The sequence below is a fragment of the Neorhizobium sp. LjRoot104 genome, assembly GCF_964253725.1.
In the GTDB taxonomy this organism is placed as follows: Bacteria; Pseudomonadota; Alphaproteobacteria; order Rhizobiales; family Rhizobiaceae; genus Neorhizobium.
Map to the genome: position 1 here is coordinate 1,472,769 of NZ_CAXURS020000002.1, position 23,700 is coordinate 1,496,468.

A 23,700-nucleotide genomic window follows, 5' to 3' on the forward strand; every position below is an offset into this window, starting at 1 on the left:
CCGCGCCCGGCAGATGGGCACTCCAGAATGATGCGAGCCATGTCATCATACCAATTTTCCGCATTCGCCGGATTGATGGATTACAGCAGACAAATTTGAGCGTCCAGCTTTAGTTTTCGGCCCGTCTCGGTCCCGTTGATGCCTCTTGAAGCAAAATGGAATTCACTCCTGCATTGATATGAGCATGAATTTGTCATACACGTGTGATGAATACGGCGAAGACGCGTCGCATTGTTGCAATGGGGATTGAGCGTGACGACCCAGACCAAGGATCGGAACAAGGGACCGGGATCGCTGGTGTCACGGGTGGGCGAAAGCCTGCGGGCAGCCATTGCCGGCGGCCAATACTCTCCCGGCGACAAACTCCCGAGCGAGGTCGAACTGACGGAAACCCATGGCGTAAGCCGGACGGTGATCCGCGAAGCGGTCGCCGCGCTGCGTTCGGATGGGCTTGTCGAAGTAAGGCAGGGTGCGGGAATTTATGTTCTGAGCCAGGATGGTCCGGTTCCGCCTCACCGGAAGATCGACCGGGCGCGCGTATCGTCCGACCTGGAAGTGCTCGAGGTGCGGGCGCCGCTGGAGATCGAGGCTGCCGGTCTGGCGGCCATGCGTCGGTCTCCGGCACAGGAGGAGGCGATCTTCGAATGTCATCGACATATTCTGCGATGTATCGAACAGAATGAATCCATCCGTGAAGCGGATCTCGCACTTCACTTCGCAATCGCCGACGCCACCAACAACCCGCTGTTCCGGCAGCATCTGGAATTTCACGGCACCGCGGTCATTCCGCAATCGAGGGCGACGCCCGCCGAACGGTCCGGAGAGCAGACCGCCTATCGCCGCATGATCCACACGGAACACGAAGCGATCGTCATGGCGATCTCCGATCGCAACGAGGAGGCTGCGCGCAATGCCATGCGCGACCACCTGAGAGGCAGCCAGATCCGCTACCGGGATGTGCTGAGGGATTTCAAGGCGTTTTCAAGCTGATCCCGCATCAAATCGGCGGCGGCGTGGTCCGGTCCGACACTCGGTTCTAATCCGCTTCACGTCCCCAGACCTCGATCTGGGTCAGCGCCGGAAAGGGCGAAGGATCATCGGCCTTGATCAGGCTGTGCAGCTTGATCCATTCAACCGTCTGCCCCCTCACCGGAAAGCACTGCGCCGCACCCGTTTTGATCAGTGAAAGACACGCGGTTTCGGCGTTGGAAAAGGTGACGCTCGCCTTTTCCCACCATGCGTCATGCGGAAAGTCGGCTCGCAGGTAGAGGACGATTTCGTCGATTTTCACCGGCCGGCCGAAATCGAGGGTCAGCGTCGCCTCGGGGTCGCGATTGATTCCCCAGCTCGTGTAGGGCCAGAAACCATGATCGTCGCTGGCCTTTTCGCCGTCGATAGCGTTGCGCGCCGCGAAAACGGCCTCTCCCCGCGTCTCCACATTCGCCTTGGCGTGCGGAAAGATGGAGACGTTGGCATGGTCATCCCATGGATTGAGGGCAAGGTTCCGGCGCGCAGCGATTTCTTCCGGCCGCGCCTTGCGCACGCACAGCCTGTGGATCCCGCCCTCGAAGGCGCGCGGTGAATAGGGAATGCGCTTGGAACCGAAGGGGACCCCGAGCGCGTAGGTCCCGCCCTTCATATAGACGAGGGCGGGAGCCATCGCGTCGTCGAGGGCAAGCATCAGATATCCCGGCTCGGACGCTTCGACGACGACCTGATCGCCCTCCTTGTAGATGTCGCGATAAACGAGATAGGCCTCGTTAACGGCCGTCTCCTTGGCGCGAACCTCGCCCGCCACATCCACGACTTTCAGTGTCAATTCCATGCTCGTCCTCCTCAGACGATCCGCAGTTTCAGGCGCGTCCCGGCAAAGGGGATGCGCAGTCGATAAATTCTCGTGGGCCAGGAGATACGCAGCCGGGCATCGTCGATGTCGATTGCGTCAACCTCGACCTTACCGGCTCCATCGAGGTCGATGCGGCCAAGGCCTTCGAAATGAAGGGCGTGGTCGATGACCGGCTCGACGCAGGTCATCAGCGAAAGCACGGCCGGCAGGTCACCCTCATGGATATCCACGACCTCGATCTCCCGCCCGCGCCGGAGCGTGACGGTGCGCCGATAGGACCGCACGCGTGCCTCGAGCGGATAGGCGGACGCTATATCCAGCGAGATCTGCGCCTGGTTTTCGGTGAACTCGGTATGGACATTGCGCGCCGCGAAATCCGCGCCGTCGGCCTGGTTCACGTCCCCGAAAGTCGGCAGGTTGTGGAAGCCAGACTGCATGGTCCAGATGTCGTAACGCTCGGACGAGAAGGTCTTTGCCGTGTAGGTCTCGACCCCGACGTCGATCAGGAACGGCTTGCCGTCCTTGTAGACAGTCAGGCTGCCGACATCGTTGTGATTATGGCTTTCCCCGTTATTGCCGCCTTTGACGGCCAGCGCGAAGCGGTCGTCACGGGCAACCAACAGGCCGATCCCGGGATAAAATGCATCGCCGGCCGGCTTCGGTTCCCCGCCGATCTTGGGCATGACCAGCAGTTCCTGCACCCGATACCACAGGTTCCACTCCTCCGGCAGATGCTTGTGCTCGGACGACAGCCGGTCGCGCGCGGCGAAGCCCGCCAACAGATCCGACCCCACGGCCTTCCCGAAGAGATACTCGCGCACGGTGCAGGGTTCCATGACGGCGGCGGAATCGGCAAAGTTGAAATACCTGCGACCGGTCACATGCATGTTGACGACATATTCCGCCATGCTGCGGATTTTTGGAGCCTTCCAGAGCGGCGTCATGGAGCCCGGGGCCGCCGCGTCCAGAATGACCATCGCCCCGGCCATGCAAAGCGCCGCATGGCGATAATAGACCACTCCCTCCTCGCAGGCCCCGTCCTCGGCATAGTCCTTGATGAAGGCGTCCAGGCCGGAAAGGGCCTTTTCGACGATCTTGCGCCGCAGGTCCTGTTCCGTCTTCAGGGCAAAGGCCGACAGCAGGACGTTCTGGGTAATCCAAGCCGTCCAGTTGTTCATTCGCTCCGTGCCGTTGCCCATCCACCAGAAATGCCGGTCGAGATAGGGCGACAGGATGCGCAGCCGGACTTCCCGCTCGATCCGGGCCGCGATCTGCGGGCTGACCTCGTCGAGCCGATCGCGCATCAGATCCGCTATGGTCGCAAGCAGCGCACCCGTCTCCGCCGCAAACAGGTCAATGACCGGCTGCTCCGTATCGGGCAGTGCAAACCGCTGCCCGCCGCGTTCATAGGCGTTGTGAGCCGGAAGCTGCCACCCGCTTTCCTCGCAGATCAGAAAGATGCCATCGATGATCGAACCGAGGAACCGTCCCCTGCCCTCAAGCAGCTCGGCGAGAACCAGGTCGTTCAACATCCGCCGCCGCGAAAAATACAGCGATTCAAATCGGGAGCGATTACCGTTCAGCGAATATTCCCGATAATCGGATGCCCTGATAACCGACCACGGCCGACCAAGCGCCGCCTCCGCATCCCGCATGACAGCGGAACGCATATCCTCCGGTACGGCATCCCAAGCGGCCCGGTCCCGGATCGGCGCGCCGGGCATGAAGTCCGCCAAAACCGGCGGCAGTGCTCCGGCGATCTCGCTGAACATCACCCTTCCTCCATGCGGTCGATCAACGACCTGCAATGCCACCTATCATACGTATTTTGAGATGACTATAGAATTCATATGATTTATTCAGAAATTTGTTTGACCAATGCGGGAGATGTGCTATCCCCTCGATAGGGAGGCGGCACGCCCGCAGCATCATCGCTGCCTGTCGGCCGTGGATGAGCCCTTGGGCATCGATTGGAGCGTCCTGGTTCGAGGAGGGATAAAGTGTCCGTGTCGAATTCGACCATTGCCGCAAGTGATGCGCCAGCCGCATCCCGGCGATCGACCAGAGTGTTGTCGCGCCGCCGGCGCAAGATACAGAGCGCTTTGGTCGCATATTCCTTCATCGCCCCGAACTTCCTTGGTTTTGCTGTCTTCACGCTCGGACCGATCCTGTTCGCCTTCGTGCTGGCGTTCATGCATTGGGACGGCTCCAATGCGATCACCTTCGCCGGCCTCGATAATTTCTGGCGTCTGTTCGAGGACAAGGTCTTCATCGCCGCATTCTGGAACACGATCATCTATACGGTCGTTTCGGTTCCCGCGACGCTTGCCTGCGCGCTCGGTCTGGCCATCCTGTTGAACCAGAAGATCTTCGGGCGCGATTTCTTCCGCACGGCGATGTTCTTTCCCTATGTCGCCTCGCTGGTGGCCGTCGCCGTGGTCTGGAACATGATCTTCAACCCCGAAATGGGGCCGGTGAACATGATCCTCTATACGCTAGGCCTGGACCCCAAGGACATGCCTGGCTGGGCGGCCGACCGGCATTGGGCGATGGTGACGGTCATCCTCTTCGGCGTCTGGAAGAGCATGGGTTACTACATGGTCATCTACCTCGCCGGGCTTCAGGGCATCAATTCCGAGCTCTACGAGGCGGCCGATCTCGATGGCGCCAATTCGTGGCAGAAGTTTCTCTACGTCACCGTGCCGCAGCTCGGGCCGACGACCTTCTTCGTCACGGTCATGCTGACCATCCAGTCGTTCAAGGTCTTCGATCAGATCTACATGATCACCCAGGGCGGCCCGGGCACCTCGACCCTCGTTCTCGTCTATCACATCTACAACGAAGCCTTCATTTCATGGGATCTCGGTTATTCCAGCATGATCGCGCTCGTTCTCTTCTTTCTCGTGCTGGCGGTCACGGTCGTCCAGTTCCGCCGACAGAGGGAGGATTGAACCGTGAAGATCGCCGGACGCAAGGTCACCGCCAAGAGCGTTGCAGTCTATGTGACGGTCATCGTCATCACCGCCGTGATGCTGATGCCCTTCGCCTGGATGCTGTCAGCCTCGCTGAAACTCAGCCGCGACGTCTTCGTATTTCCGATCGAATGGATCCCATCGCAGCCGCAGTGGCAGAACTACGTGGATATCTGGACGAAGATTCCGCTCGGCCTGTTCATCTACAACACATCGAAGCTGACGATCATCGTCACCCTGCTTCAGCTGCTGACGTCGAGTTTCGCGGCCTATGCCTTTGCCAAGCTCGATTTTCCCTACAAGAACACGCTTTTCCTCGGCTATATCGCGACGATCGCCATGCCCTGGCAGGTCTACATGGTGCCGCAATTCCTGCTGATGCGCGAATTCGGCTTGAACAATACGCATCTGGCGCTGATCTGCCTGCAGGCGTTCACCGCCTTCGGCGTGTTCCTCATGCGGCAGTTCTACATGTCGATCCCGACCGAGCTTTGCGAGGCGGCGCGCATCGACGGCATGAACGAATATCAGATCTGGGCGCGCATCATGCTGCCTCTGTCGAAGCCCGCGCTTTCGACGCTGACCATCTTCACCTTCGTCACCACCTGGAACGACTTCCTCGGGCCGATGATCTACCTGACCAAGACGGAGCTTAAGACAATCCAGATCGGCTTGCGCATGTTCATCTCGCAATATTCCGCGGAATACGGGCTGATCATGGCGGCATCTGTCGTCGCCCTCATTCCCGTCCTGATCGTCTTCCTGTCGCTGCAACGCTTCTTCGTCGAAGGCGTCGCCTCGTCGGGCCTCAAGGGTTAACGCCATGAATGCCGTCACGCCGATCGCGCCCCAACCGATCACCGATGCCGAGGTCAAGGCAGCGCTCGATCTCGCCGTCGCCCAGATCCGGCTTAATCTGCCCGCCTTCACCTATGCGTCCCAGAACCATTCCAGCGTCGGCAATTTTTATCCCGCCGTCGAAAACACCCAGTGGACCGCGGGTTTCTGGCCGGGAGAAATCTGGCTGGCGTTCGAGCATACGGGGGACAAGGTTTTCCAGCATGCGGCGCAGATCCAGGTGCAGAGCTTCCTGCACCGGATCGAGAACCGCATCGAGACCGATCACCACGATATGGGCTTCCTCTATTCGCCTTCCTGCATCGCCGCCTGGAAGCTGGTCGGGGATGAGGATGGCCGCAGGGCCGCCATTCTTGCCGCGGACCAGCTTATCGAGCGCTTCCAGCCGATCGGCCAGTTCATCCAGGCCTGGGGCCGCAAGGGTGTCGCCGAGGAATATCGCTACATCATCGACTGCCTGCTGAACCTGCCGTTGCTCTATTGGGCAAGCCGCGAGACGGGCGACCCGAAATACCGCGACATCGCGCTCATCCATGCCCGCACGACGCTCGCCAACTCGGTCAGGCCGGACGATTCCACCTATCACACATTCTACATGGATCCGGTTACCGGCGTGCCCGTGCGCGGCGCGACGAAACAGGGCTACAAGGACGACAGTTTCTGGGCGCGCGGGCAGGCCTGGGGCATTGCCGGAATGGCGCTTTCCTATCGCTACGAGCGGATCGACGACTATCGCAACACGTTCGGCCGGCTTCTCGATTTCTACCTGAAGAAACTGCCGGCCGACATGGTGCCCTATTGGGACCTGGTGTTTACCGACGCAGATGGCGAACCCCGCGACAGTTCGTCGGCCTCGATCGTCGCCTGCGGGCTGCTCGAAATGGCCGAACTGGTCGAAGCGGACATGGCCGCGCGTTACCGCGAGCTTGCGCGCCGCATGATGAAAAGCCTCGTCGAGCACTATGCGGTGAAAGACCCGGCGATCTCCAACGGCCTCGTCCTGCACGGGACCTATTCGAAAAAATCGCCCTACAACACCTGCCGCGGCGAAGGCGTCGACGAGTGCGTCTCGTGGGGCGATTATTATTACATGGAGGCCCTGACGCGCCTATCGCGCGCCTGGTCCTCCTATTGGTGAGAGAATCCGATGGCCAGCATTTCCCTGAAAAAACTGAACAAGTCCTACGGCGCTCTCACCGTCGTCCATGACATCGATCTGGAGATCGCCGACAAGGAATTCATCATCCTCGTCGGGCCTTCGGGTTGCGGCAAATCGACGACGCTCCGGATGATCGCCGGGCTGGAAGAGATTTCCGGCGGCGAGCTCCAGATCGGCGGCGACCTGATGAACGATGTGCCGTCGAAGGACCGCGACATCGCCATGGTCTTCCAGAACTATGCGCTCTATCCGCATATGACCGTCTACAAGAACATGGCTTTCGGCCTGCAGCTTCGGAAAGTGTCCCGGGATTTCATCGACAGCCAGGTTCAGGACGCTGCGAAAATCCTCGACATCTCCCACCTGCTCAACCGCAAGCCGAAGGCATTGTCCGGGGGCCAGCGCCAGCGCGTCGCGCTCGGGCGCGCCATGGTGCGCAATCCGGCGGTCTTCCTGCTGGACGAACCGCTCTCCAATCTCGATGCCAAGCTGCGCGGCACCATGCGCGCCGAGATCACCAAGCTGCACAAGCGTCTCCATGCCACCTTCATCTACGTCACCCACGACCAGATCGAGGCGATGACTATGGCGGACCGCATCGTGGTGATGAAGGACGGGCATATCCAGCAGGTCGATACGCCGCAGAACCTCTATGATCGCCCCGTCAACATGTTCGTCGCGGGCTTCATCGGGGCGCCGCAGATGAACATGATGCCATCGGTGATCGAGCGGCGCGGCGATGCATATTTTGCCCTGTTCGACGGGCGGGAACTGCCATTGCCGGCCCATTTCGACAGAAGCCGCATCGCACCCTACGAAGGCCGCGAGCTCGTCATCGGCATCCGGCCCGAGAATTTTCACGAATTGCCGCCGGCCGATATCGCGCCGGAAAACTTGGCGCCCTTCGCCGCCGTCATGGAACTCGCCGAGCCCATGGGCTCGGAAATCCACCTCAATATCGTCGCCGGCGGGCGCAGCCTGATCGCGCGCGTGTCGCCACGGTTCAAGGCGGGGATCGGCGACGAGGTCAAGCTGGTCGTCGATACGACCAATATGCAGTTGTTCGACAGGCAAACGGAGCGCTCGATCCTTTATTAGGCGGGCGGGAGGAAACGGCCATGCAATGGCTGCGCGACATGTGGACGAAGGAAGGGCCGGGCATTCCAAAGAATGCGCCGAAGAAGACCGGTCTGGCGCTCTTCGCCGACACATTCGCCCGTGAGTGGTGGGAGATGGTCAAATTGAACATCCTGTTCATTCTGGCCGCCCTGTTCGTCGTTACCATTCCCGCCGCAATCGCTGCGACCGCCCGTATTTCGGTCGCCTTCGTCGAGGACCGGAATACCTATCTCCTGCGCGACTTTGTCGAAGCGTTTTTCCGCTATTTCTGGCGCGCGACCGCATGGGGCCTGGCCTTCACCCTTGCCATCGGCCTCGGCGTCTATTCGATCGTCACCTATGCCTCGACCGCGAAAGACAATCTCGTGCTGGCCCTGCCGCTGACGATCGCGCTGCTCGCGACCGTCTTCATCGCCGTCGTGGCCTGCCACCTCGTCGTGCTGATGGTGATGCGCGATCTGTCGGCGGCAACGCTGCTGCGGCTTGCGGCGATTGCATCGGTCGTCCGTCCTTTGCCGACGCTTGCCGCACTTGCCTTCGTGGCCGCGCTCTGGCTTGCGCATGTCGTCTTTTATCCGGTGTCCGTGTTCATGCCGGCCACCCTCAATTTTTCACTCGGAATGTTCGCCGTCGCATTCGGCGTCCATCGGGCAGCGGTCATGGTTCTAACCCTGCCAATGGCAATACAGGCGCATCGCGAACCGCAAGCTGGTGACGCTACGCATATCTAATCCAGAGACACTTCAGGGAAGGAGAACGGAATGTATTTGGAAAAACTCGGGAGATCGGTAAAGTTCGCAATGGCGGGTCTTGCCTTGGCGGGTTCAATCGCAGGATCGGCCTACGCACAGTCGGGCAACGCCGTGACGCTCAAATGGGCGTTGTGGGATTGGGACAAGGTCGCTTATTACAAGCCGCTGATGGCTGCATACCAGGCAAAACATCCGAACGTTAAGTTCGAATCCGTCGACCTCGGTTCGCAGGACTACCAGCAGATGATCGCCACGCAGCTCGCGGGCGGCTCCAAGGATATCGACATCGTCACCGTCAAGGACGTCCCGAACTACGCGAACCTCGTCCGCGCCGGTTCGATCTCGGACCTTACGGGCTTCATGACGGAACAGAAGATCGATCCTGCGTCCTTTGGCGGCCTCGTCGACGAACTCAAGATCGACGGCAAGGTCTATGCCCTGCCGTTCCGTTCGGATTTCTGGGTCGTCTATTACAACAAGGACATTTTCGACAAGGCCGGCGTTACCTACCCGACCAACGACATGACCTGGGCGCAGTTCGACCAGATCGCCACCAAGCTCGCCGGCGGCATGGGCGCGAACAAGACCTATGGCGCGCTCTTCCACACGTGGCGCTCCACGGTCCAGCTTCCGGGCATTCTCAACGGCAAGCAGACGCTGGCGGGTCCGGACTACGCCTTCCTGAAGCCGTGGTACGAGCGCGCCCTTGCCCTGCAGAAGGCCGGTGTCGTTCCGTCCTATGCGTCGCTGAAAACCTCCAACACCCACTATTCGGCGCTGTTCTTCAATGGCACGGTCGGCATGCTGCCGATGGGGACCTGGTTCGTCGGCACCCAGATCGCCAAGGTCGCCTCCGGTGAATCCAAGAGCAAGAACTGGGGCATCGTGAAGTTCCCGCATCCGGATGGCGTTGCAGCAGGCACGACCGCAGCCCAGATTTCCGGGCTGGCCGTCAATGCCAACTCCACTCACAAGGCCGAGGTGCTCGATTTCATCAAGTTCGTCACCGGCCCTGAAGGGGCGGCCATCATTGCCGGCACCGGCACGATCCCGACCGTTCGCACGCCGGAAGTTACCGCCAAGATCGCATCGCTGCCGGGGTTCCCGCAGGATCAGGCAAGCAAGGACGCACTCCAGTCCGGCAAGTCCTTCCTCGAAATGGCCGTTAATCCGAATGCCGCCAAGATCGAAGTTGTGCTCAATCGTGCGCATGACTCGATCATGACCGATAACATCTCCATCGACGACGGCCTGAAGGAAATGACCGAAGGCGTGAAGGCCATCAAGTAACAGCCCGACCCGCGGAGGCGAGTTCCTCCGCGGGTCTCTCTCGATGAAAAATGGTTTGCCAGTGATCTACGACCCAGTTCGAGCCAATCCCCTTTACGGAAACCCTCTTCTGTCCCGAGACGACCTTGGCCAGGCGGTCCTGGATCTGTTCAAACCGCTTCTTCCCTATTTTTCGGAAGGCAGCGCGCGGGTCCGTCTGAGTGCCACCGGCGCGCATTTCGACCGTGCCGCCGCCGACCTCGAAGGTTTCGCCCGACCGCTCTGGGGTATCGTACCGCTGGCAGCCGGAGGCCATGATTTCCCCCATTGGGATCTCTACCGCCGCGGCCTCGCAAACGGTACCGATCCGTCCCATCCGGAATATTGGGGCGACATTTCCGACCGCGACCAGCGTCAGGTGGAACTGGCCGCAGTGGGTTTTGCGCTTGCCATGGTTCCCGAACATATCTGGGATCCGCTGAGCGAAGCAGCGAAGAAAACCGTCGCAGCCTACCTCCTGTCAGCCCGTGACAAGGAATTCATCGACAACAACTGGAAATTCTTCCGGGTTCTCATCGATCTCGGCCTCACACGCGTGGGCATAGGCTTCGACCGATCCAAGACCGAAAGCTATCTAGACGAAACCGAGGCCTTCCGGCTGGGCGAAGGCTGGTATCGCGACGGGCCGGTCAAGCGCGTCGATCACTATATCCCGTTTGCCATGCATTTTTATGCGCTGATCTATTCGGTGCTCGCGAAGGCCGACACCAAGCGCGGCGATGCCTATCGCGAACGTGCCCGGGTGTTTGCGCAGGACATCCGCCACTGGTTCGGCCCGGATGGCGCCGCCCTCGCCTTCGGGCGCAGCCAGACCTATCGGTTCGCGGCCGGCGGCTTCTGGGGCGCATTGGCGTTTGCGGGCGTCGAGGCCCTGCCCTGGGCCGAGATCAAGGGCTACTACATGCGCCATATCCGCTGGTGGTCGACGCTTCCGATCGCCGACCGGGACGGAGTGCTGTCGATCGGCTACGGCTATCCCAATCTCTTGATGAGCGAAAGTTACAACTCGCCCTGCTCGCCCTATTGGGCGATGAAGTTCTTTTTACCCCTGGCTCTGCCCGCCGACCATCCCTTCTGGCTGGCACAGGAAGCGCCCGCGCCGTCCTTTGCCGACCCGGTTCCACTCAAGGAACCCGGCATGGTCGCCATGCATACGCCCGGCAATGTCGTGGTGCTCGCTTCCGGTCAGCAGCACGACAGGATGCGCGGCGCCAACGAGAAATATTCGAAATTCGTCTATTCCACCCGCTACGCCTTCAACATCGAGGCCAACGACCGGCATTTCGCGGCCGCAAGTTTTGACGGCATGCTCGGTCTCTCCGACGACGGCGTGCATTTCCGCATGCGCGAGACGCTCGAGCAGGCGCTGATTGCTGGCGACAGGCTTTACTCCCGCTGGAAGCCCTGGAGCGATGTCACGGTGGAGACATGGCTGGTGCCGGCCAACCCCTGGCATATCCGCATCCACCGCATTGTCACGCCTCGCGCTCTGCAAACGACGGAAGGCGGCTTCGCCATCGAGCAGGCGGATTTTAATGCCGATATCGCGGAGCAAGGCCGAGGTTGCGCCGTTTGGCGCGGCCAAACCGATACAAGCGCAATCATCGATCTCTCACCCGCCTTGAGGCGCGAGGGCCATGCCATGAGCCCGATCGCCAATACCAATCTCCTGCACGCAAAAACGCTTCTTCCCCAGCTCCGTGGAGAGATCGAGGCAGGGACGACGCTGCTCGCCGCGGCGATCATCGCGCTCCCCAATGTCGAGATGGACCCGGCCTTTCTGCAGTCCGTCCCGGTCTGCCCGGATGTGGCGGAACTGGAACGGCTGTTCGCCACGGACGGAGAGGTGATCCCCGCCTTCAACCTCGGTGGCGCCAGGTGAGGTTGATCACGGCGGCCTGCCCTGTGCTCGCGTGCCGCTTCATCCGCCCCGCACCGATCCGCGCCAGACGAGGTCCGCGTCAAGTCTTCGGGAGTTCGTCTCCGCCGGAGTGACCTGATCGAGCCAGGCCACGGCTTCCGCCGCAATCCGGTCGACGGGCTGGGCAAAGGTCGTGAGATTGTAGGAGGACCAGGATGCCTGCTCGATGTCGTCGAAACCAACGACACAAAGTTCCGACGGAACGACGAGGTTGAACTGATGCCGAGCGGCGTCCATCAAGCCACAGGCGAGCAGGTCGTTGACACAGAAGACAGCGTCCGGTCGTTTCTCGCGAGTGAGCAGCCGCTGTGCCAGCACCGCGCCGCTCTGATAGGTGGTCGGGCCGAAACGTTCGACGGCCACCTCAAGGCCATGTTCGCGGCCCGCAGCGCAAAAACCCTCCTCGCGGGCCATCAGGCTCGGCGTCATCGCCTCCGAATTGGCGAAGGCGAAGTTGCGACAGCCGGCGCGTAGCAAGGCGATGAAGCTGCGCCGGGCTGCCTCACGATCATTGAGGTTGATCATCAGGGCGCCCTCCCGATCCTCGTCGCGATTGATCAGCACCAGCCTTTGGCCGCTCTTCAGGCAGAGATCGGTGATCGACCTGTCCGGCATGCCGGACAGGATGATCGAGGCATCGGCGCGGTAGCTGATCGCCTGCCGCAGCGCCTGGTCGACGCTGTCGTCGGAGCGGTCGGTATTGATCAGCATGGCGATCTTCGAGGCGCTCTGGAGTTGGCCGGTGAGCGCCCGGATGAGGCTGGCGCGGTAGGGCGTATCAAGCTCGGAAACGATCAGGCAGACGATGCCGCTTTCGTTGCGCATAAGCCCGCGGGCGAGGTGGTTGACGTGATAACCCAGAGCCTCGGCCGCCTCGATCACCCGCCGCCTCGTTTCTTCGGAAACGCTCGCACCCGGCGTGAACGTCCGCGAAACCGCCGACCGAGATACACCGGCCCGGTCGGCGACTTCCTTGGCGCTGACGAAAATCTTACGGCTCATCGCCCTCTCCCTTGCCTCAATCAATGCCTATTTTTGCAAGCGAGTGCAACAAGCAGATGACAGGCAGTCCAGCACGCCCCTCGAATTCTTTAGCGATTTGTTATTGACAAGATCCACGACTACGTGAAACCATTGCACACGCTTGCAAAGGCGGGTGATGTGGAGGCGTCACCATAATCTGGGAGGATAATCATGCGTCTGGCTCTCACGGCCGCCGCTGCTCTTGCGGCCGGCTTGACTATGAATGTATCGGCATCTCGTGCCGCGGAAGAACTCAATCTGATCTGCTCTGCAGACGTGGTCATCTGCGAGATGATGCAGCAGATGTTCCAGAAGGATACCGGCATCCAGGTGAACATGGTTCGTCTGTCGTCCGGCGAAACCTATGCCAAGATTCGCGCCGAAGCGCGCAATCCGAAAACGGATATCTGGTGGGCCGGCACCGGCGACCCGCATCTGCAGGCCGCGTCCGAAGGACTGACCCAGGAATACAAGTCGCCGCTTCTCGGCGAGCTGAACGACTGGGCGAAGAAGCAAGCGGAAAGCTCCGGCTTCCGCACCGTCGGTGTCTATGCCGGCGCGCTCGGCTGGGGTTACAATACCGAACTCTTCAAGCAGAAGAACTACAAGGAGCCCAAATGCTGGGCCGACCTTCTGGATGCCTCGTTCAAGGGCGAGATCCAGATGGCCAACCCGAATTCGTCGGGCACCGCCTATACGGCGCTGGCGACGCTCGTTCAGATCATGGGCGAAGACAAGGCCTATGACTATCTGAAGAAGCTCAACGCCAACATTTCGCAATATACCAAGTCCGGTTCGGCGCCGGTCAAGGCCGCCGCTCGCGGCGAGACGGCGATCGGCATCGTCTTCATGCACGATGCCGTGGCCCAGACGGTCGAGGGTTTCCCGGTCAAATCGATCGCGCCTTGCGAGGGCACCGGCTACGAAATCGGCTCGATGTCGATCGTCAAAGGCGCCCGCAACCTGGAAAACGCCAAGAAATGGTATGACTGGGCGTTGAGGGCCGACGTCCAGTCGCACATGAAGGAAGCGAAGTCCTTCCAGCTTCCGTCGAACGCCAAGGCTGAAGTACCGAAGGAATCCCCGAAGTTCGCCGATATCAAGCTGATCGACTACGACTTCACCAAATATGGAGACCCGGGCACCCGCAAGAAGCTGCTGGAGCGCTGGGACAAGGAGATCGGCGCGAACGCCAACTGATTCCGATCGTCGTCGTCGCGCTGCGGCTCGGCCTGCAGCGCGGCTGAACTTTTCATGCTCTCGATGAGGTCCCCGGCCGGCCATGGACAATCGCAACCGCAGACTTGACCTTGTCCTTGCCGTCGGAGCGGCGGCCATGGTCTTGTTGCCGTGGTACCGGATCGAGAAGGGTTTCCTGTCATTCTCCTGGCTGGGGGACTTTCCGGGGGCGGCTTCGGCCGCTCCCGGAATGCTGCAGATTTTCATGCATGGCCGCGTCTGGTTGCTGGTCGCCTTGCTGGCCCTTGTCGGCGCGGTCGCAGCAAGGTTCGTCGCCGATCCCATGCGTCGCGGCGCGCTTCTCGCCTGGGCTGGCGGCTTCGGTGTCGTCTTTCTTGCGCTCCAGGGGCTTGCAATCGGCAGTACCGGCTGGAGCTGGACGATCAGCGAGACACTCTTCGGCGCGCTTGCCGGCGGCCAGCCATCGATGGGTGCCGGGGCCGTCCTCATGTCCGTGGTCTTCGTCCTGCTATTCTCCTTCGGCCTTGCCGAAAGGGGCGTGATGCGCGGCGACGCGTTTGTCGTCTCGACCATCTCCGTGCTGATCTTCCTGGTCGCGGTCTTCGTCTTTTATCCGATCGGTAGCATGTTCATCGGTGCCTTCCAGGATTTCGACGGTTCGGTGAATTTCGACGGATTCAGCCGCAACATCGTCGATACCTCGATCTGGAGCCTCGATTGTCTCATCGGCGGTGCCCGCTGCGGGCTCGCCTGGCGCACGCTTTTGCTGGCGATCATGACGGCCGCGGGTTCGACCCTGCTCGGTCTCGCCTTCGCGCTCGTCGCAACCCGCACGCACTTTCCCTTCAAGAAGGGCCTGCGGCTCCTGACCGTGCTGCCGATCATCACGCCACCCTTCGTCATCGGCCTGGCGCTCACGCTTCTGTTCGGCCGCGCGGGTGTCGTCACCGAGGGCCTTTCGTCAGTCTTCGGCATAGAGCCGAGCCGCTGGCTCTACGGCCTGACCGGCATCTGGATCGCCCAGGTCCTCTCCTTCACGCCGATTTCCTTCCTGGTGCTGATCGGTGTCGTCGAAGGCGTGAGCCCCTCGATGGAAGAGGCTTCGCAGACGTTGCGCGCGAACCGCTGGCGCACTTTCTGGCGTGTCTCGCTGCCGCTGATGAAGCCCGGGCTCGCCAACGCCTTCCTGATCGGGTTTATCGAAAGCATGGCGGATTTCGGCAACCCGCTGGTGCTCGGCGGCAGTCACGGCGTGCTTTCGACGGAAATCTTCTTTGCCGTCGTCGGCTCGCAGAACGATCCGTCGCGCGCGGCGGTGCTTGCCATGATCCTGCTCTGCTTCACCCTGTCTGCCTTCCTCGCCCAGCGCCTCTGGCTTTCGGGCAAGAATTTCGCGACCGTCACCGGCAAGGGCGACAGCGGCGCCCATATCGCGCTGCCCTTCCCGCTGTCGATCGCCGTCCATGCGGTCGTCATCCCCTGGATGATCTTCACGCTCGTCGTCTATGGCATGATCATCTTCGGCGGTTTCGTGAAGACCTGGGGCCTCGACAACACGCTGACGCTTGCCCACTACGCCAAGGCTTTTTCCGTCACCATCCGCGACGGTTCGCTCGTCTGGACGGGCGTCGCCTGGAACTCGTTCTGGACGACCATGGAGATCGCGCTGATCTCGGCGCCGCTGACCGCGGCCGTCGGACTTGCGACCGCCTATGTGATCGTGCGGCAGAAATTCGCCGGCCGCGAACTTTTCGAATTCGCGCTGATGATGAGTTTCGCCATTCCTGGCACAGTCATCGGCATCAGCTACATCATGGCCTTCAACCTGCCGCCGCTCGAAATGACCGGCACGGCGCTGATCCTCGTGGCCTGCTTCGTCTTCCGCAACATGCCGGTCGGCGTGCGCGGCGGTATTGCCGCCATGAGCCAGCTCGACAAGAGCCTCGACGAGGCCTCGATGACGCTTGGAGCGACCAGCTTCCGCACCATCCGCAAGGTCATACTCCCACTCCTGAGGCCGGCGATCACCGCGGCGCTGGTCTATTCCTTCGTGCGCGCCATCACCTCGATCAGCGCCGTCGTCTTCCTGGTCAGCGCGCAATACAACATGGCGACCTCCTATATCGTCGGCCTGGTCGAGAATGGCGAATACGGCGTGGCGATCGCCTATTCCTCGATGCTGATCGTGGTGATGATCGCCGTCATCGCTGGCTTCCAACTGATTGTCGGTGAACGGCGGCTACGGCGTGAAAACCGCATCTCGGCCTCGCGCGCCCGCATTCCGACTTCCCTGCAGCAGGAGAAAATCGCATGAGCCTTGCCTCTGCCGGATCCGTCGTCTTCCAGAACGTCCGCAAGACTTTCGGCGCCTTCACGGCCATTCACGACCTGTCGCTGACTGTCGAGCCCGGCACGCTGGTGACCTTGCTCGGCCCCTCCGGCTGCGGCAAGACAACGACGCTGCGCATGCTCGCCGGCCTCGAACATCCGAGCTCCGGCCGTATCCTGATCGGGGGCAAGGACGTCACCATGCTGCCGGCCAACGAGCGGGATGTCTCGATGGTCTTCCAGTCCTACGCGCTTTTTCCGCACATGAATTCGCTCGACAACGTCGCCTACGGGCTGGAGTCGTCCGGGCTGAGCAAGAAGGAAGCGCGTCAGAAGGCCGAGCATGGCCTCGAGCTCGTCGGCCTCGCGGGCATGGGACGCCGTCTTCCGGCCGAACTTTCCGGCGGTCAGCAGCAGCGCGTCGCGGTGGCCCGCGCGCTGGTCCTCGAACCCCAGGTCCTTTTGCTCGACGAGCCGCTGTCCAATCTCGACGCCCGGCTACGCCGCCGCGTCCGCACCGAAATCCGCGAGCTCCAGCAGCGGCTGCAGTTCACCGCCGTCTACGTCACCCACGACCAGGACGAGGCGCTAGCGGTCTCCGACAAAATCGTCGTCATGAAGGATGGCGACATCGCCCAGGAGGGCAGCCCGCGTGACCTTTACGAGGCGCCGGCCTCGTCCTTCATCGCCGACTTCATTGGCGAGGCGAACGTCGTGCCCTGCGAGATCATCGACATCTCGGGCACCCAAGCGACCGTCAGCATCGAGGGCCTGAAACATGTCGTGCCCGCGCGCGGTGCGAGACCCGGCCGCGGCAAGCTCGCTGTCAGGCCAAGTGCCATCACCGTCGAACCGGCTGAAAGCGCCGCCTTTTTCGGGCGGATCAGGCACACGGCCTATCTCGGCGATCATATCGAATACGAGGCGGAAACGAGCGGCGGGACCTTGTTCATCGTAGACCCGTCGGTCGACCGCCCTCTTCCCCCCGGCACGCAGGTCGCCATCGGCCTCAAGAGCCGGGGCATCGCCATCATCGCGGAATGAAAGATCCGCAGACAGGGACACGTTTCTTCATGAACAACAACGAGCAGCAAATCAGGGATCGCCACGCACTTGCCGAAAAGGTCGCGCGGGAAGCCGGAAAGGTCGCGTTCGACTATTTCAGCCGGCGGGAGACATTGATCATCGAGACCAAAGGCGATCCGCAGGATGTCGTTTCGATTGCCGACCGGGAGGTCGAGAACCTCATCCGCGATCGGGTGTCCGAAACATTCGCGGAGGACGGGTTCCTCGGCGAGGAATACGGGCTTGCCGAAGGCAGTTCCGGTTATACCTGGGTCGTCGACCCGATCGACGGCACCAGCCCCTTTGTCAGCGGCATGCCGAACTGGTGCGTCTCGATCGCCGTTCTGCATGACAAGAAGCCGGTCGTCGGCGTCATACATGTGCCCTGCCATGACGAGATCTATTCGGCGGCGGCCGGACAGGGCGCAACGCTGAACGGCAAGCGGCTTTCGCTCGATGGCCGCAAGACGATCCGAAACGGGCTGACCGGCATCGGCGCCAACCACCATGTCACGCCGGCCGCGGTCGCCAAGATCGTCAGCGACCTCCTGGAAGGCGGCGGCAATTTCGTCCGGCTCGGATCGGGCGCGCTGATGCTCGCCTATGTCGCCGCCGGCCGGCTGGTCGGCTACTACGAGCCCTACATGCACGCCTGGGACTGCCTCGGCGGCTATTGCATCGTCGAGGAAGCCGGCGGCTGGTTCCTGCCCTTCCCCACGGAAGGCGGGAGGCTCACCAAGGGCGCCCCGGTGCTCGCGGCAGGCCCGGGGGCCGTCAGCGACCTCAAACGCATCGCCGGTGTCGGCGAAGGAGATTCGGCGGCGGCGTAGCCGCTTCATTCGCGCGCTGTCCGAACCTCGGGATCGGGGGCGCGCACAGAAATTGGTCCTGCGGGACCCAATCTTCGGTTCATGAGAAAGGGAGGAAAAAATCCATGAAGATCGTTCTTACATCGGCAATTGCCGCAACCACATCGCTGCTGATGGCGTCGAGCGCCATGGCCGTCACCGAAATCCAATGGTGGCATGCCATGACCGGCGCCAATAACGAGGTCGTCGAGCAGCTTGCCAAGGAATTCAACGAGGGCCAGAAGGACTACAAGATCGTCCCGGTCTTCAAGGGCAGCTACCCGGAAACACTGAATGCCGGCATCGCCGCCTTCCGCGCCAAGCAGCCGCCGGCGATCATCCAGGTGTTCGACGCAGGCAGCGGCGTGATGATGGGCGCACAGGGCGCCATCGTTCCGGTCGCCGACGTGCTGACCAAGGGCGGCTACAAGTTCGACAAGTCGCAATACCTGCCCGGCATCGTCGCCTATTATTCGAAGCCGGACGGCACCATGCTGTCCTTCCCCTACAACTCCTCGTCGCCGATCCTCTATTACAACAAGGACATCTTCCAGAAGGCCGGCCTCGATGCAGCCAAGCCGCCGAAAACCTGGCCTGAAGTGTTCGAGGCCGCCAAGAAGATCAAGACCAGCGGTGCTGCCCCCTGCGGCATGACCTCGACCTGGCTCACCTGGATCCAGACCGAAAATCTCGCCGCCTGGAACAACGTCTCCTACGGCAGCAACGAAAACGGCCTGGCCGGCGTGGATGTGAAGCTCGCCTTCAACTCCGACTTCTTCGTCAAGCACTTCCAGACGATCGCCGACCTCGCCAAGGACGGCACGTTCCGCTATGGCGGCCGCACGTCGGAAGCCAAGCAGCTCTTCACTTCGGCCGAATGCGGCATCATGACGGAATCTTCCGGCGGCCTCGGCGACATCATCAAGACCGGCATGAACTACGGCATCGGCCAGCTTCCCTACTACGAAGGTGCCGGCCGGCCGCAGAACACCATTCCCGGCGGCGCCAGCCTCTGGGTCTTCGGCGGCAAGAGCGATGCGGAATACAAGGGTACCGCGGAGTTCTTCAACTTCCTGTCGCAGACCAAGATCCAGGCCCGCCTGCATCAGGTTTCCGGCTACATGCCGGTAACGATGGTCGCCTATGAGGAAACCAAGAAGTCCGGCTTCTACGACAAGAACCCCGGCCGCGAGACGCCGCTCCTTCAGATGATGGGCAAGGCGCCGACCGAGAACTCCAAGGGCGTTCGCCTCGTCAACCTGCCGCAGGTGCGCGACATCATGAACGAGGAGTTCGAGTCGATGCTGGCCGGCAAGCAGGACGCCAAGACGGCTCTCAACAAGGCCGTCGAACGCGGCAATGCCGCCATCCAGCAGGCAATCGGCAAATAAGTATCAAAGGCCGTCCGCGTCTCCTCGACGCGGACGGCCTCATTCGTTTCCAACGGAGCCCGCCCCGTGCAAAGCGTCGTCTTTCCGAACAAGATCCTGCCCTATTTCCTGGTCGCGCCGCAGATCATCCTGACGATTATTTTTTTCTTCTGGCCTGCAAGCCAGGCGCTCTATCAGTCGGCCATGCGGGAAGACCCGTTCGGCCTGCAGAGCAATTTCGTCGGGCTTGCCAATTTCAGGCTGATCCTGTCGGACGAGAACTATCTGCATGCGCTGCAGGTGACGATCGTCTTCAGCGTCGCGACCGCCCTGCTGTCCATGGGCCTCGCTCTGCTGCTGGCAACGGCGGCGGACCTCGTGGTGCGCGGCAAGGGTTTCTACCGAACCCTGATGATCATTCCCTATGCGGTGGCGCCGGCCGTCGCCGGCATGTTGTGGCTTTTCATGTTCAACCCGGCAATGGGCACCCTCGCCTATATCCTGCGGCGCAACGGTATCGCCTGGGATCCGCTGCTCGACGGTAGCCAGGCCATGACGCTGGTGGTGGTCGCCGCCGCCTGGAAGCAGATCAGCTACAATTTCCTGTTCTTCGTCGCCGGCCTGCAGGCGATCCCGAAATCGCTGCTGGAGGCGGCTGCAATCGACGGCGCCCGCGGCAGCCGCCGTTTCTGGACGATCGTCTTCCCGCTTCTGGCGCCGACGACCTTCTTCCTGCTCGTCGTCAACACAGTCTACGCGTTCTTCGACACGTTCGGCATCATCCATTCGGTGACCGGCGGCGGGCCTGCCAAGGCGACGGAAACGCTGGTCTACAAGGTTTACAACGATGGCTTCGTGAACCTGAACCTCGGCTCGTCCGCCGCCCAGTCGGTCGTGCTGATGGTCATCGTCATCGCCCTTACCGCTTTCCAGTTCCGCTTCGTCGAGCGGCGCGTGCATTATGGCTGAGGACATTCGATGATCGAAAACCGCCCGCTTGCCACCCTCATGGCGCATCTGATGCTGATCCTCGGCATCGTCATCGTCGCATTCCCGATCTACTATACGTTCATCGCCTCGACAGCGACCTCGACCGCCATCATCCGTCCGCCGCTTTCGCTGCTGCCCGGCGGGCACATGATGGAGAACTACAACGAGTCGATCTCCGGTGGCGTCGAGCGCGTCGTGGGCGTCAGCCTCGAAAGGCTGCTGTTCAACAGCTTCGTGGTGGCGATCGCGATTGCCGTCGGCAAGATCGTCATCTCCTTCCTGTCGGCTTTCGCGATCGTCTTCTTCCGTTTTCCGTTTCGGATGGGCTTCTTCTGGATGATCTTCATCACCCTGATGCTACCGGTCGAGGTCCGCATCCTGCCAACCTACAAGGTCATCGTCGATCTCGGCTTGATCGATACCTATGCGGGACTGACGCTGCCGCTGATGGCGTCGGCGACGGCGACCTTTCTCTTCCGGCAGTTCTTCCTGACGATCCCGGGCGAGATGGTCGAGGCCGCCCGTATCGACAATGCCGGGCCGTTCCGCTTCATGCGGGACATCCTGCTGCCGCTGTCGACGACCAATATCGCGGCCCTCTTCGTCATCCTGTTCATCTACGGCTGGACGCAATACCTGTGGCCGCTGCTGGTCACCAATGATGCCAAGATGAACACGATCATCATCGGCCTGCGTCGCATGGTGGATTTTGCGGATGCCTCAACCCCCTGGAACTACGTCATGGTCACCGCGATCCTGGCGATCATTCCCCCCGTCATCGTCGTGGTGCTGATGCAGCGCTGGTTCGTCAAAGGTTTGGTGGAGACCGAGAAGTAATGGCAAGGATTGAACTCAAGGATGTCCGCAAGGTCTATGGCGGCAACATCGAGGCGATCAAGGGCGTGTCGCTCGATATCGAAGATGGCGAGATGATCGTGCTGGTCGGCCCGTCGGGCTGCGGCAAGTCCACCCTTCTGCGCATGGTAGCGGGTCTCGAAGGCATCTCCTCGGGCGAGGTGACAATTGCCGACAAGCGCGTCAACGAACTGGAACCCGCAGAGCGGGACATCGCCATGGTCTTCCAGAACTATGCGCTTTACCCGCATATGACCGTGCGCCAGAACCTCGCCTACGGCCTCAAGAACCGCAACACACCGAAGGACGAAATCGACCGCCGCATCACCGAGGCTGCCCGTGCGCTGGAGATCGAGCCCTTCCTCGAACGCAAGCCGCGCCAGCTTTCCGGCGGCCAGCGCCAGCGCGTCGCCATGGGCCGCGCCATCGTCCGCAAGCCGGCCGCCTTCCTGTTCGACGAGCCGCTGTCCAACCTCGATGCCAAGCTGCGCGTCCAGATGCGGGTCGAGATCCGCCGCCTGCAGCGTTCGCTCGCCACGACCTCGATCTATGTCACCCATGACCAGATGGAGGCGATGACGCTGGCCGACCGGCTGGTCGTGCTGAATGCCGGCCGGATCGAGCAGGTCGGCACGCCGATCGAGCTTTATGAAAAGCCTGCGACCACTTTTGTCGCGACCTTCATCGGCTCGCCGTCCATGAATCTCATGAAACTCGGCAACGGCACCGGCTGGCAGATGTCGCCCGACGCGCGGCTGCCGAGCAGTGCCGCCACGATCGGCATCCGCCCGGAGGATATCGTCATCGCCAACGGCCATGTTCCCGGGGCCGTCAGGGCTGAAGTTCAGGTGGCGGCGGTCGAACTGGTCGGCGCCGAAAGCTATGTCCATGCCGTGACCGCCGACGGCAGTCCTGTCGTTTTCCGCGTCGCGGGCCGCTCCGGCATCCAGATCGGCGAGACCATGGCGCTAACGGCGGACGCAGCCCGCTTCCATCTGTTCGATACGGCCGGAAACAGGGTCTGACGGATGTCGCCCAGGCGTGGTTCGGTTGCAAGGTCGCCGGCCGTGACGCACACCATATCGACGTAGACCACCCGGCGCCATCCGCATGGCGGAAGGACCCAGATACAGACGGGCCGCAAATCGCACCCTGGTGGGCCTCAGTTCGCGGTTCGCGCCAGAAATTCGCGGATCGCGGCGATCACGACCTCATGTGCTTCGACATGGACCGCGTGGTTCGCGTTCGGCACTTCGAGAAGTTCGCCCTTTGGGATGCTTTTGGCGATCAGGCGCGAATGGTTCGGCGGGCAGATCCAGTCTTCCGCACCGCAGACGACCAGCGTCGGAACCGGGATGTCTTTAAGCTTGTCGCGCAGGTCGTAGAGCCGTTCCCTGAACAGCGCGTTATGGGTCTCGGCATGCAGATGCATGGTGCGGGTGCGCTCCAGCGCGGCATCCGGGTCGAATTTTTCGTAATAGAGCGGCTGCAGCGCCAGCCAGATCAGGCGCAGCTCGGTATCGTCCTTGACCCTGTCGGAGAACATCTTGTCGAGCATGTCGAGCGAGGCGCTGGTTGCCTTGTGAATGCGCTGCTTGAACACCACCATCGCATCGTCTTCGTGGTGATAGCTTGCGGCGGTGCCGCGCAGGATCAGCCGCGACAGGTTCTGGCCGTATTTCACGGCATAGGTGAGCGCGATCATGCCGCCGAACGAGCCACCCTCGAGGATGATTTTGCGACCGCCGCACAGGTTGACGCGAAAGGCTTCCACGTCATCGGCCAGCTGCTCGAACGTGTAAGGAGGCGTCAGGCTCGTCTCGCCGCAACCGCGCTGGTCATAGGCAATGACACGATATCTGTCCGACAGGACCTTGTAGGCGTTGAACTCTCCATGGCGGTCGCCGATGCCACGCCCGCCATGCAGCGCGATGATCGGCTCCGCATCGGGATTACCGATATCGTCGTAGACGAAGGTGGCGTCGTTGAGTGTCACTGTCGGCATTGGATCCTGTCCTGCTGATATCATGGGCCAATGGAAGACCATCCCGCTTCGAGTGAAGCG

General features: G+C 61.5%; 20 protein-coding genes. 16 read left to right on the forward strand and 4 right to left on the reverse strand.

Features of this window, described 5'->3' with window-relative positions:
• Positions 1-252: 252 nt before the first annotated feature.
• Positions 253-990 (forward strand): FadR/GntR family transcriptional regulator, encoded by a 738-nt coding sequence (locus tag ACSQ8R_RS29115; protein ID WP_436256809.1) that lies wholly within the window; start codon positions 253-255, stop codon positions 988-990.
• A gap of 46 nt (positions 991-1,036) precedes the next feature.
• Here the strand turns inward: ACSQ8R_RS29115 and ACSQ8R_RS29120 are convergent, their stop codons facing one another.
• Positions 1,037-1,825: a discoidin domain-containing protein gene (locus ACSQ8R_RS29120; RefSeq protein WP_436256810.1), complete on the reverse strand. Its 789-nt coding sequence runs from the start codon at positions 1,823-1,825 to the stop codon at positions 1,037-1,039.
• An 11-nt stretch (positions 1,826-1,836) separates the two neighbouring features.
• A complete protein-coding gene (locus ACSQ8R_RS29125) occupies positions 1,837-3,618 on the reverse strand; it encodes a heparinase II/III domain-containing protein (protein WP_436256811.1) in 1,782 nt (593 codons plus the stop codon).
• Between the two features lie 228 nt (positions 3,619-3,846).
• Here ACSQ8R_RS29125 and ACSQ8R_RS29130 point away from each other — a divergent pair, with 228 nt between their 5' ends.
• From ACSQ8R_RS29130 to ACSQ8R_RS29160, 7 genes are all read left to right on the forward strand, one after another.
• A complete protein-coding gene (locus tag ACSQ8R_RS29130) occupies positions 3,847-4,797 on the forward strand; it encodes a carbohydrate ABC transporter permease (protein WP_436256812.1) in 951 nt (316 codons plus the stop codon).
• A gap of 3 nt (positions 4,798-4,800) precedes the next feature.
• Entirely contained in the window at positions 4,801-5,637 is an 837-nt protein-coding gene (locus ACSQ8R_RS29135; RefSeq protein WP_436256813.1) for a carbohydrate ABC transporter permease, read from the forward strand.
• A gap of 4 nt (positions 5,638-5,641) precedes the next feature.
• Positions 5,642-6,814: a glycoside hydrolase family 88 protein gene (locus ACSQ8R_RS29140; RefSeq protein WP_436256814.1), complete on the forward strand. Its 1,173-nt coding sequence runs from the start codon at positions 5,642-5,644 to the stop codon at positions 6,812-6,814.
• A gap of 9 nt (positions 6,815-6,823) precedes the next feature.
• Complete coding sequence (locus tag ACSQ8R_RS29145; RefSeq protein ID WP_436256815.1) at positions 6,824-7,933, forward strand: ABC transporter ATP-binding protein; 1,110 nt, start codon at positions 6,824-6,826, stop codon at positions 7,931-7,933.
• Positions 7,934-7,953: 20 nt separating this feature from the next.
• A complete protein-coding gene (locus ACSQ8R_RS29150; RefSeq protein WP_436256816.1) occupies positions 7,954-8,685 on the forward strand; it encodes a DUF624 domain-containing protein in 732 nt (243 codons plus the stop codon).
• Between the two features lie 30 nt (positions 8,686-8,715).
• Positions 8,716-9,996, forward strand: coding sequence for an ABC transporter substrate-binding protein (locus ACSQ8R_RS29155; protein WP_436256817.1), 1,281 nt, complete (start codon positions 8,716-8,718; stop codon positions 9,994-9,996).
• 61 nt (positions 9,997-10,057) lie between these two features.
• Entirely contained in the window at positions 10,058-11,917 is a 1,860-nt protein-coding gene (locus tag ACSQ8R_RS29160; RefSeq protein ID WP_436257307.1) for a DUF2264 domain-containing protein, read from the forward strand.
• 39 nt (positions 11,918-11,956) lie between these two features.
• Here the strand turns inward: ACSQ8R_RS29160 and ACSQ8R_RS29165 are convergent, their stop codons facing one another.
• Entirely contained in the window at positions 11,957-12,958 is a 1,002-nt protein-coding gene (locus tag ACSQ8R_RS29165) for a LacI family DNA-binding transcriptional regulator (RefSeq protein WP_436256818.1), read from the reverse strand.
• A gap of 192 nt (positions 12,959-13,150) precedes the next feature.
• On the opposite strand from ACSQ8R_RS29165, the gene ACSQ8R_RS29170 reads away from it, so the two are divergent.
• The 8 genes from ACSQ8R_RS29170 to ACSQ8R_RS29205 all read left to right on the forward strand — a co-directional run bounded on the left by ACSQ8R_RS29170 (position 13,151) and on the right by ACSQ8R_RS29205 (position 22,660).
• Positions 13,151-14,179, forward strand: a complete 1,029-nt coding sequence (locus ACSQ8R_RS29170; RefSeq protein WP_436256819.1) for an ABC transporter substrate-binding protein — start codon at positions 13,151-13,153, stop codon at positions 14,177-14,179.
• Between the two features lie 82 nt (positions 14,180-14,261).
• A complete protein-coding gene (locus ACSQ8R_RS29175; RefSeq protein ID WP_436256820.1) occupies positions 14,262-16,493 on the forward strand; it encodes an ABC transporter permease in 2,232 nt (743 codons plus the stop codon).
• Entirely contained in the window at positions 16,490-17,551 is a 1,062-nt protein-coding gene (locus tag ACSQ8R_RS29180) for an ABC transporter ATP-binding protein (RefSeq protein WP_436256821.1), read from the forward strand. Before ACSQ8R_RS29175 ends, ACSQ8R_RS29180 begins: the two co-directional genes overlap by 4 nt.
• Positions 17,552-17,580: 29 nt before the next feature.
• Positions 17,581-18,402 (forward strand): inositol monophosphatase family protein, encoded by an 822-nt coding sequence (locus tag ACSQ8R_RS29185; protein ID WP_436256822.1) that lies wholly within the window; start codon positions 17,581-17,583, stop codon positions 18,400-18,402.
• A 104-nt stretch (positions 18,403-18,506) separates the two neighbouring features.
• Positions 18,507-19,811, forward strand: coding sequence for a sn-glycerol-3-phosphate ABC transporter substrate-binding protein UgpB (ugpB, locus tag ACSQ8R_RS29190; RefSeq protein ID WP_436256823.1), 1,305 nt, complete (start codon positions 18,507-18,509; stop codon positions 19,809-19,811).
• A 66-nt stretch (positions 19,812-19,877) separates the two neighbouring features.
• Complete coding sequence (gene ugpA, locus ACSQ8R_RS29195) at positions 19,878-20,759, forward strand: sn-glycerol-3-phosphate ABC transporter permease UgpA (RefSeq protein ID WP_113131193.1); 882 nt, start codon at positions 19,878-19,880, stop codon at positions 20,757-20,759.
• Positions 20,760-20,768: 9 nt separating this feature from the next.
• Positions 20,769-21,617 (forward strand): sn-glycerol-3-phosphate ABC transporter permease UgpE, encoded by an 849-nt coding sequence (ugpE, locus tag ACSQ8R_RS29200; protein ID WP_436256824.1) that lies wholly within the window; start codon positions 20,769-20,771, stop codon positions 21,615-21,617.
• Complete coding sequence (locus tag ACSQ8R_RS29205; protein WP_436256825.1) at positions 21,617-22,660, forward strand: sn-glycerol-3-phosphate import ATP-binding protein UgpC; 1,044 nt, start codon at positions 21,617-21,619, stop codon at positions 22,658-22,660. Before ugpE ends, ACSQ8R_RS29205 begins: the two co-directional genes overlap by 1 nt.
• A 137-nt stretch (positions 22,661-22,797) precedes the next feature.
• Here ACSQ8R_RS29205 and ACSQ8R_RS29210 read toward each other — a convergent pair whose 3' ends face one another.
• The gene (locus tag ACSQ8R_RS29210; RefSeq protein WP_436256826.1) at positions 22,798-23,640 is read right to left on the reverse strand and encodes an alpha/beta fold hydrolase; all 843 of its coding nucleotides are present in this window, start codon (positions 23,638-23,640) and stop codon (positions 22,798-22,800) included.
• Between the last annotated feature and the right edge of the window lie 60 nt (positions 23,641-23,700).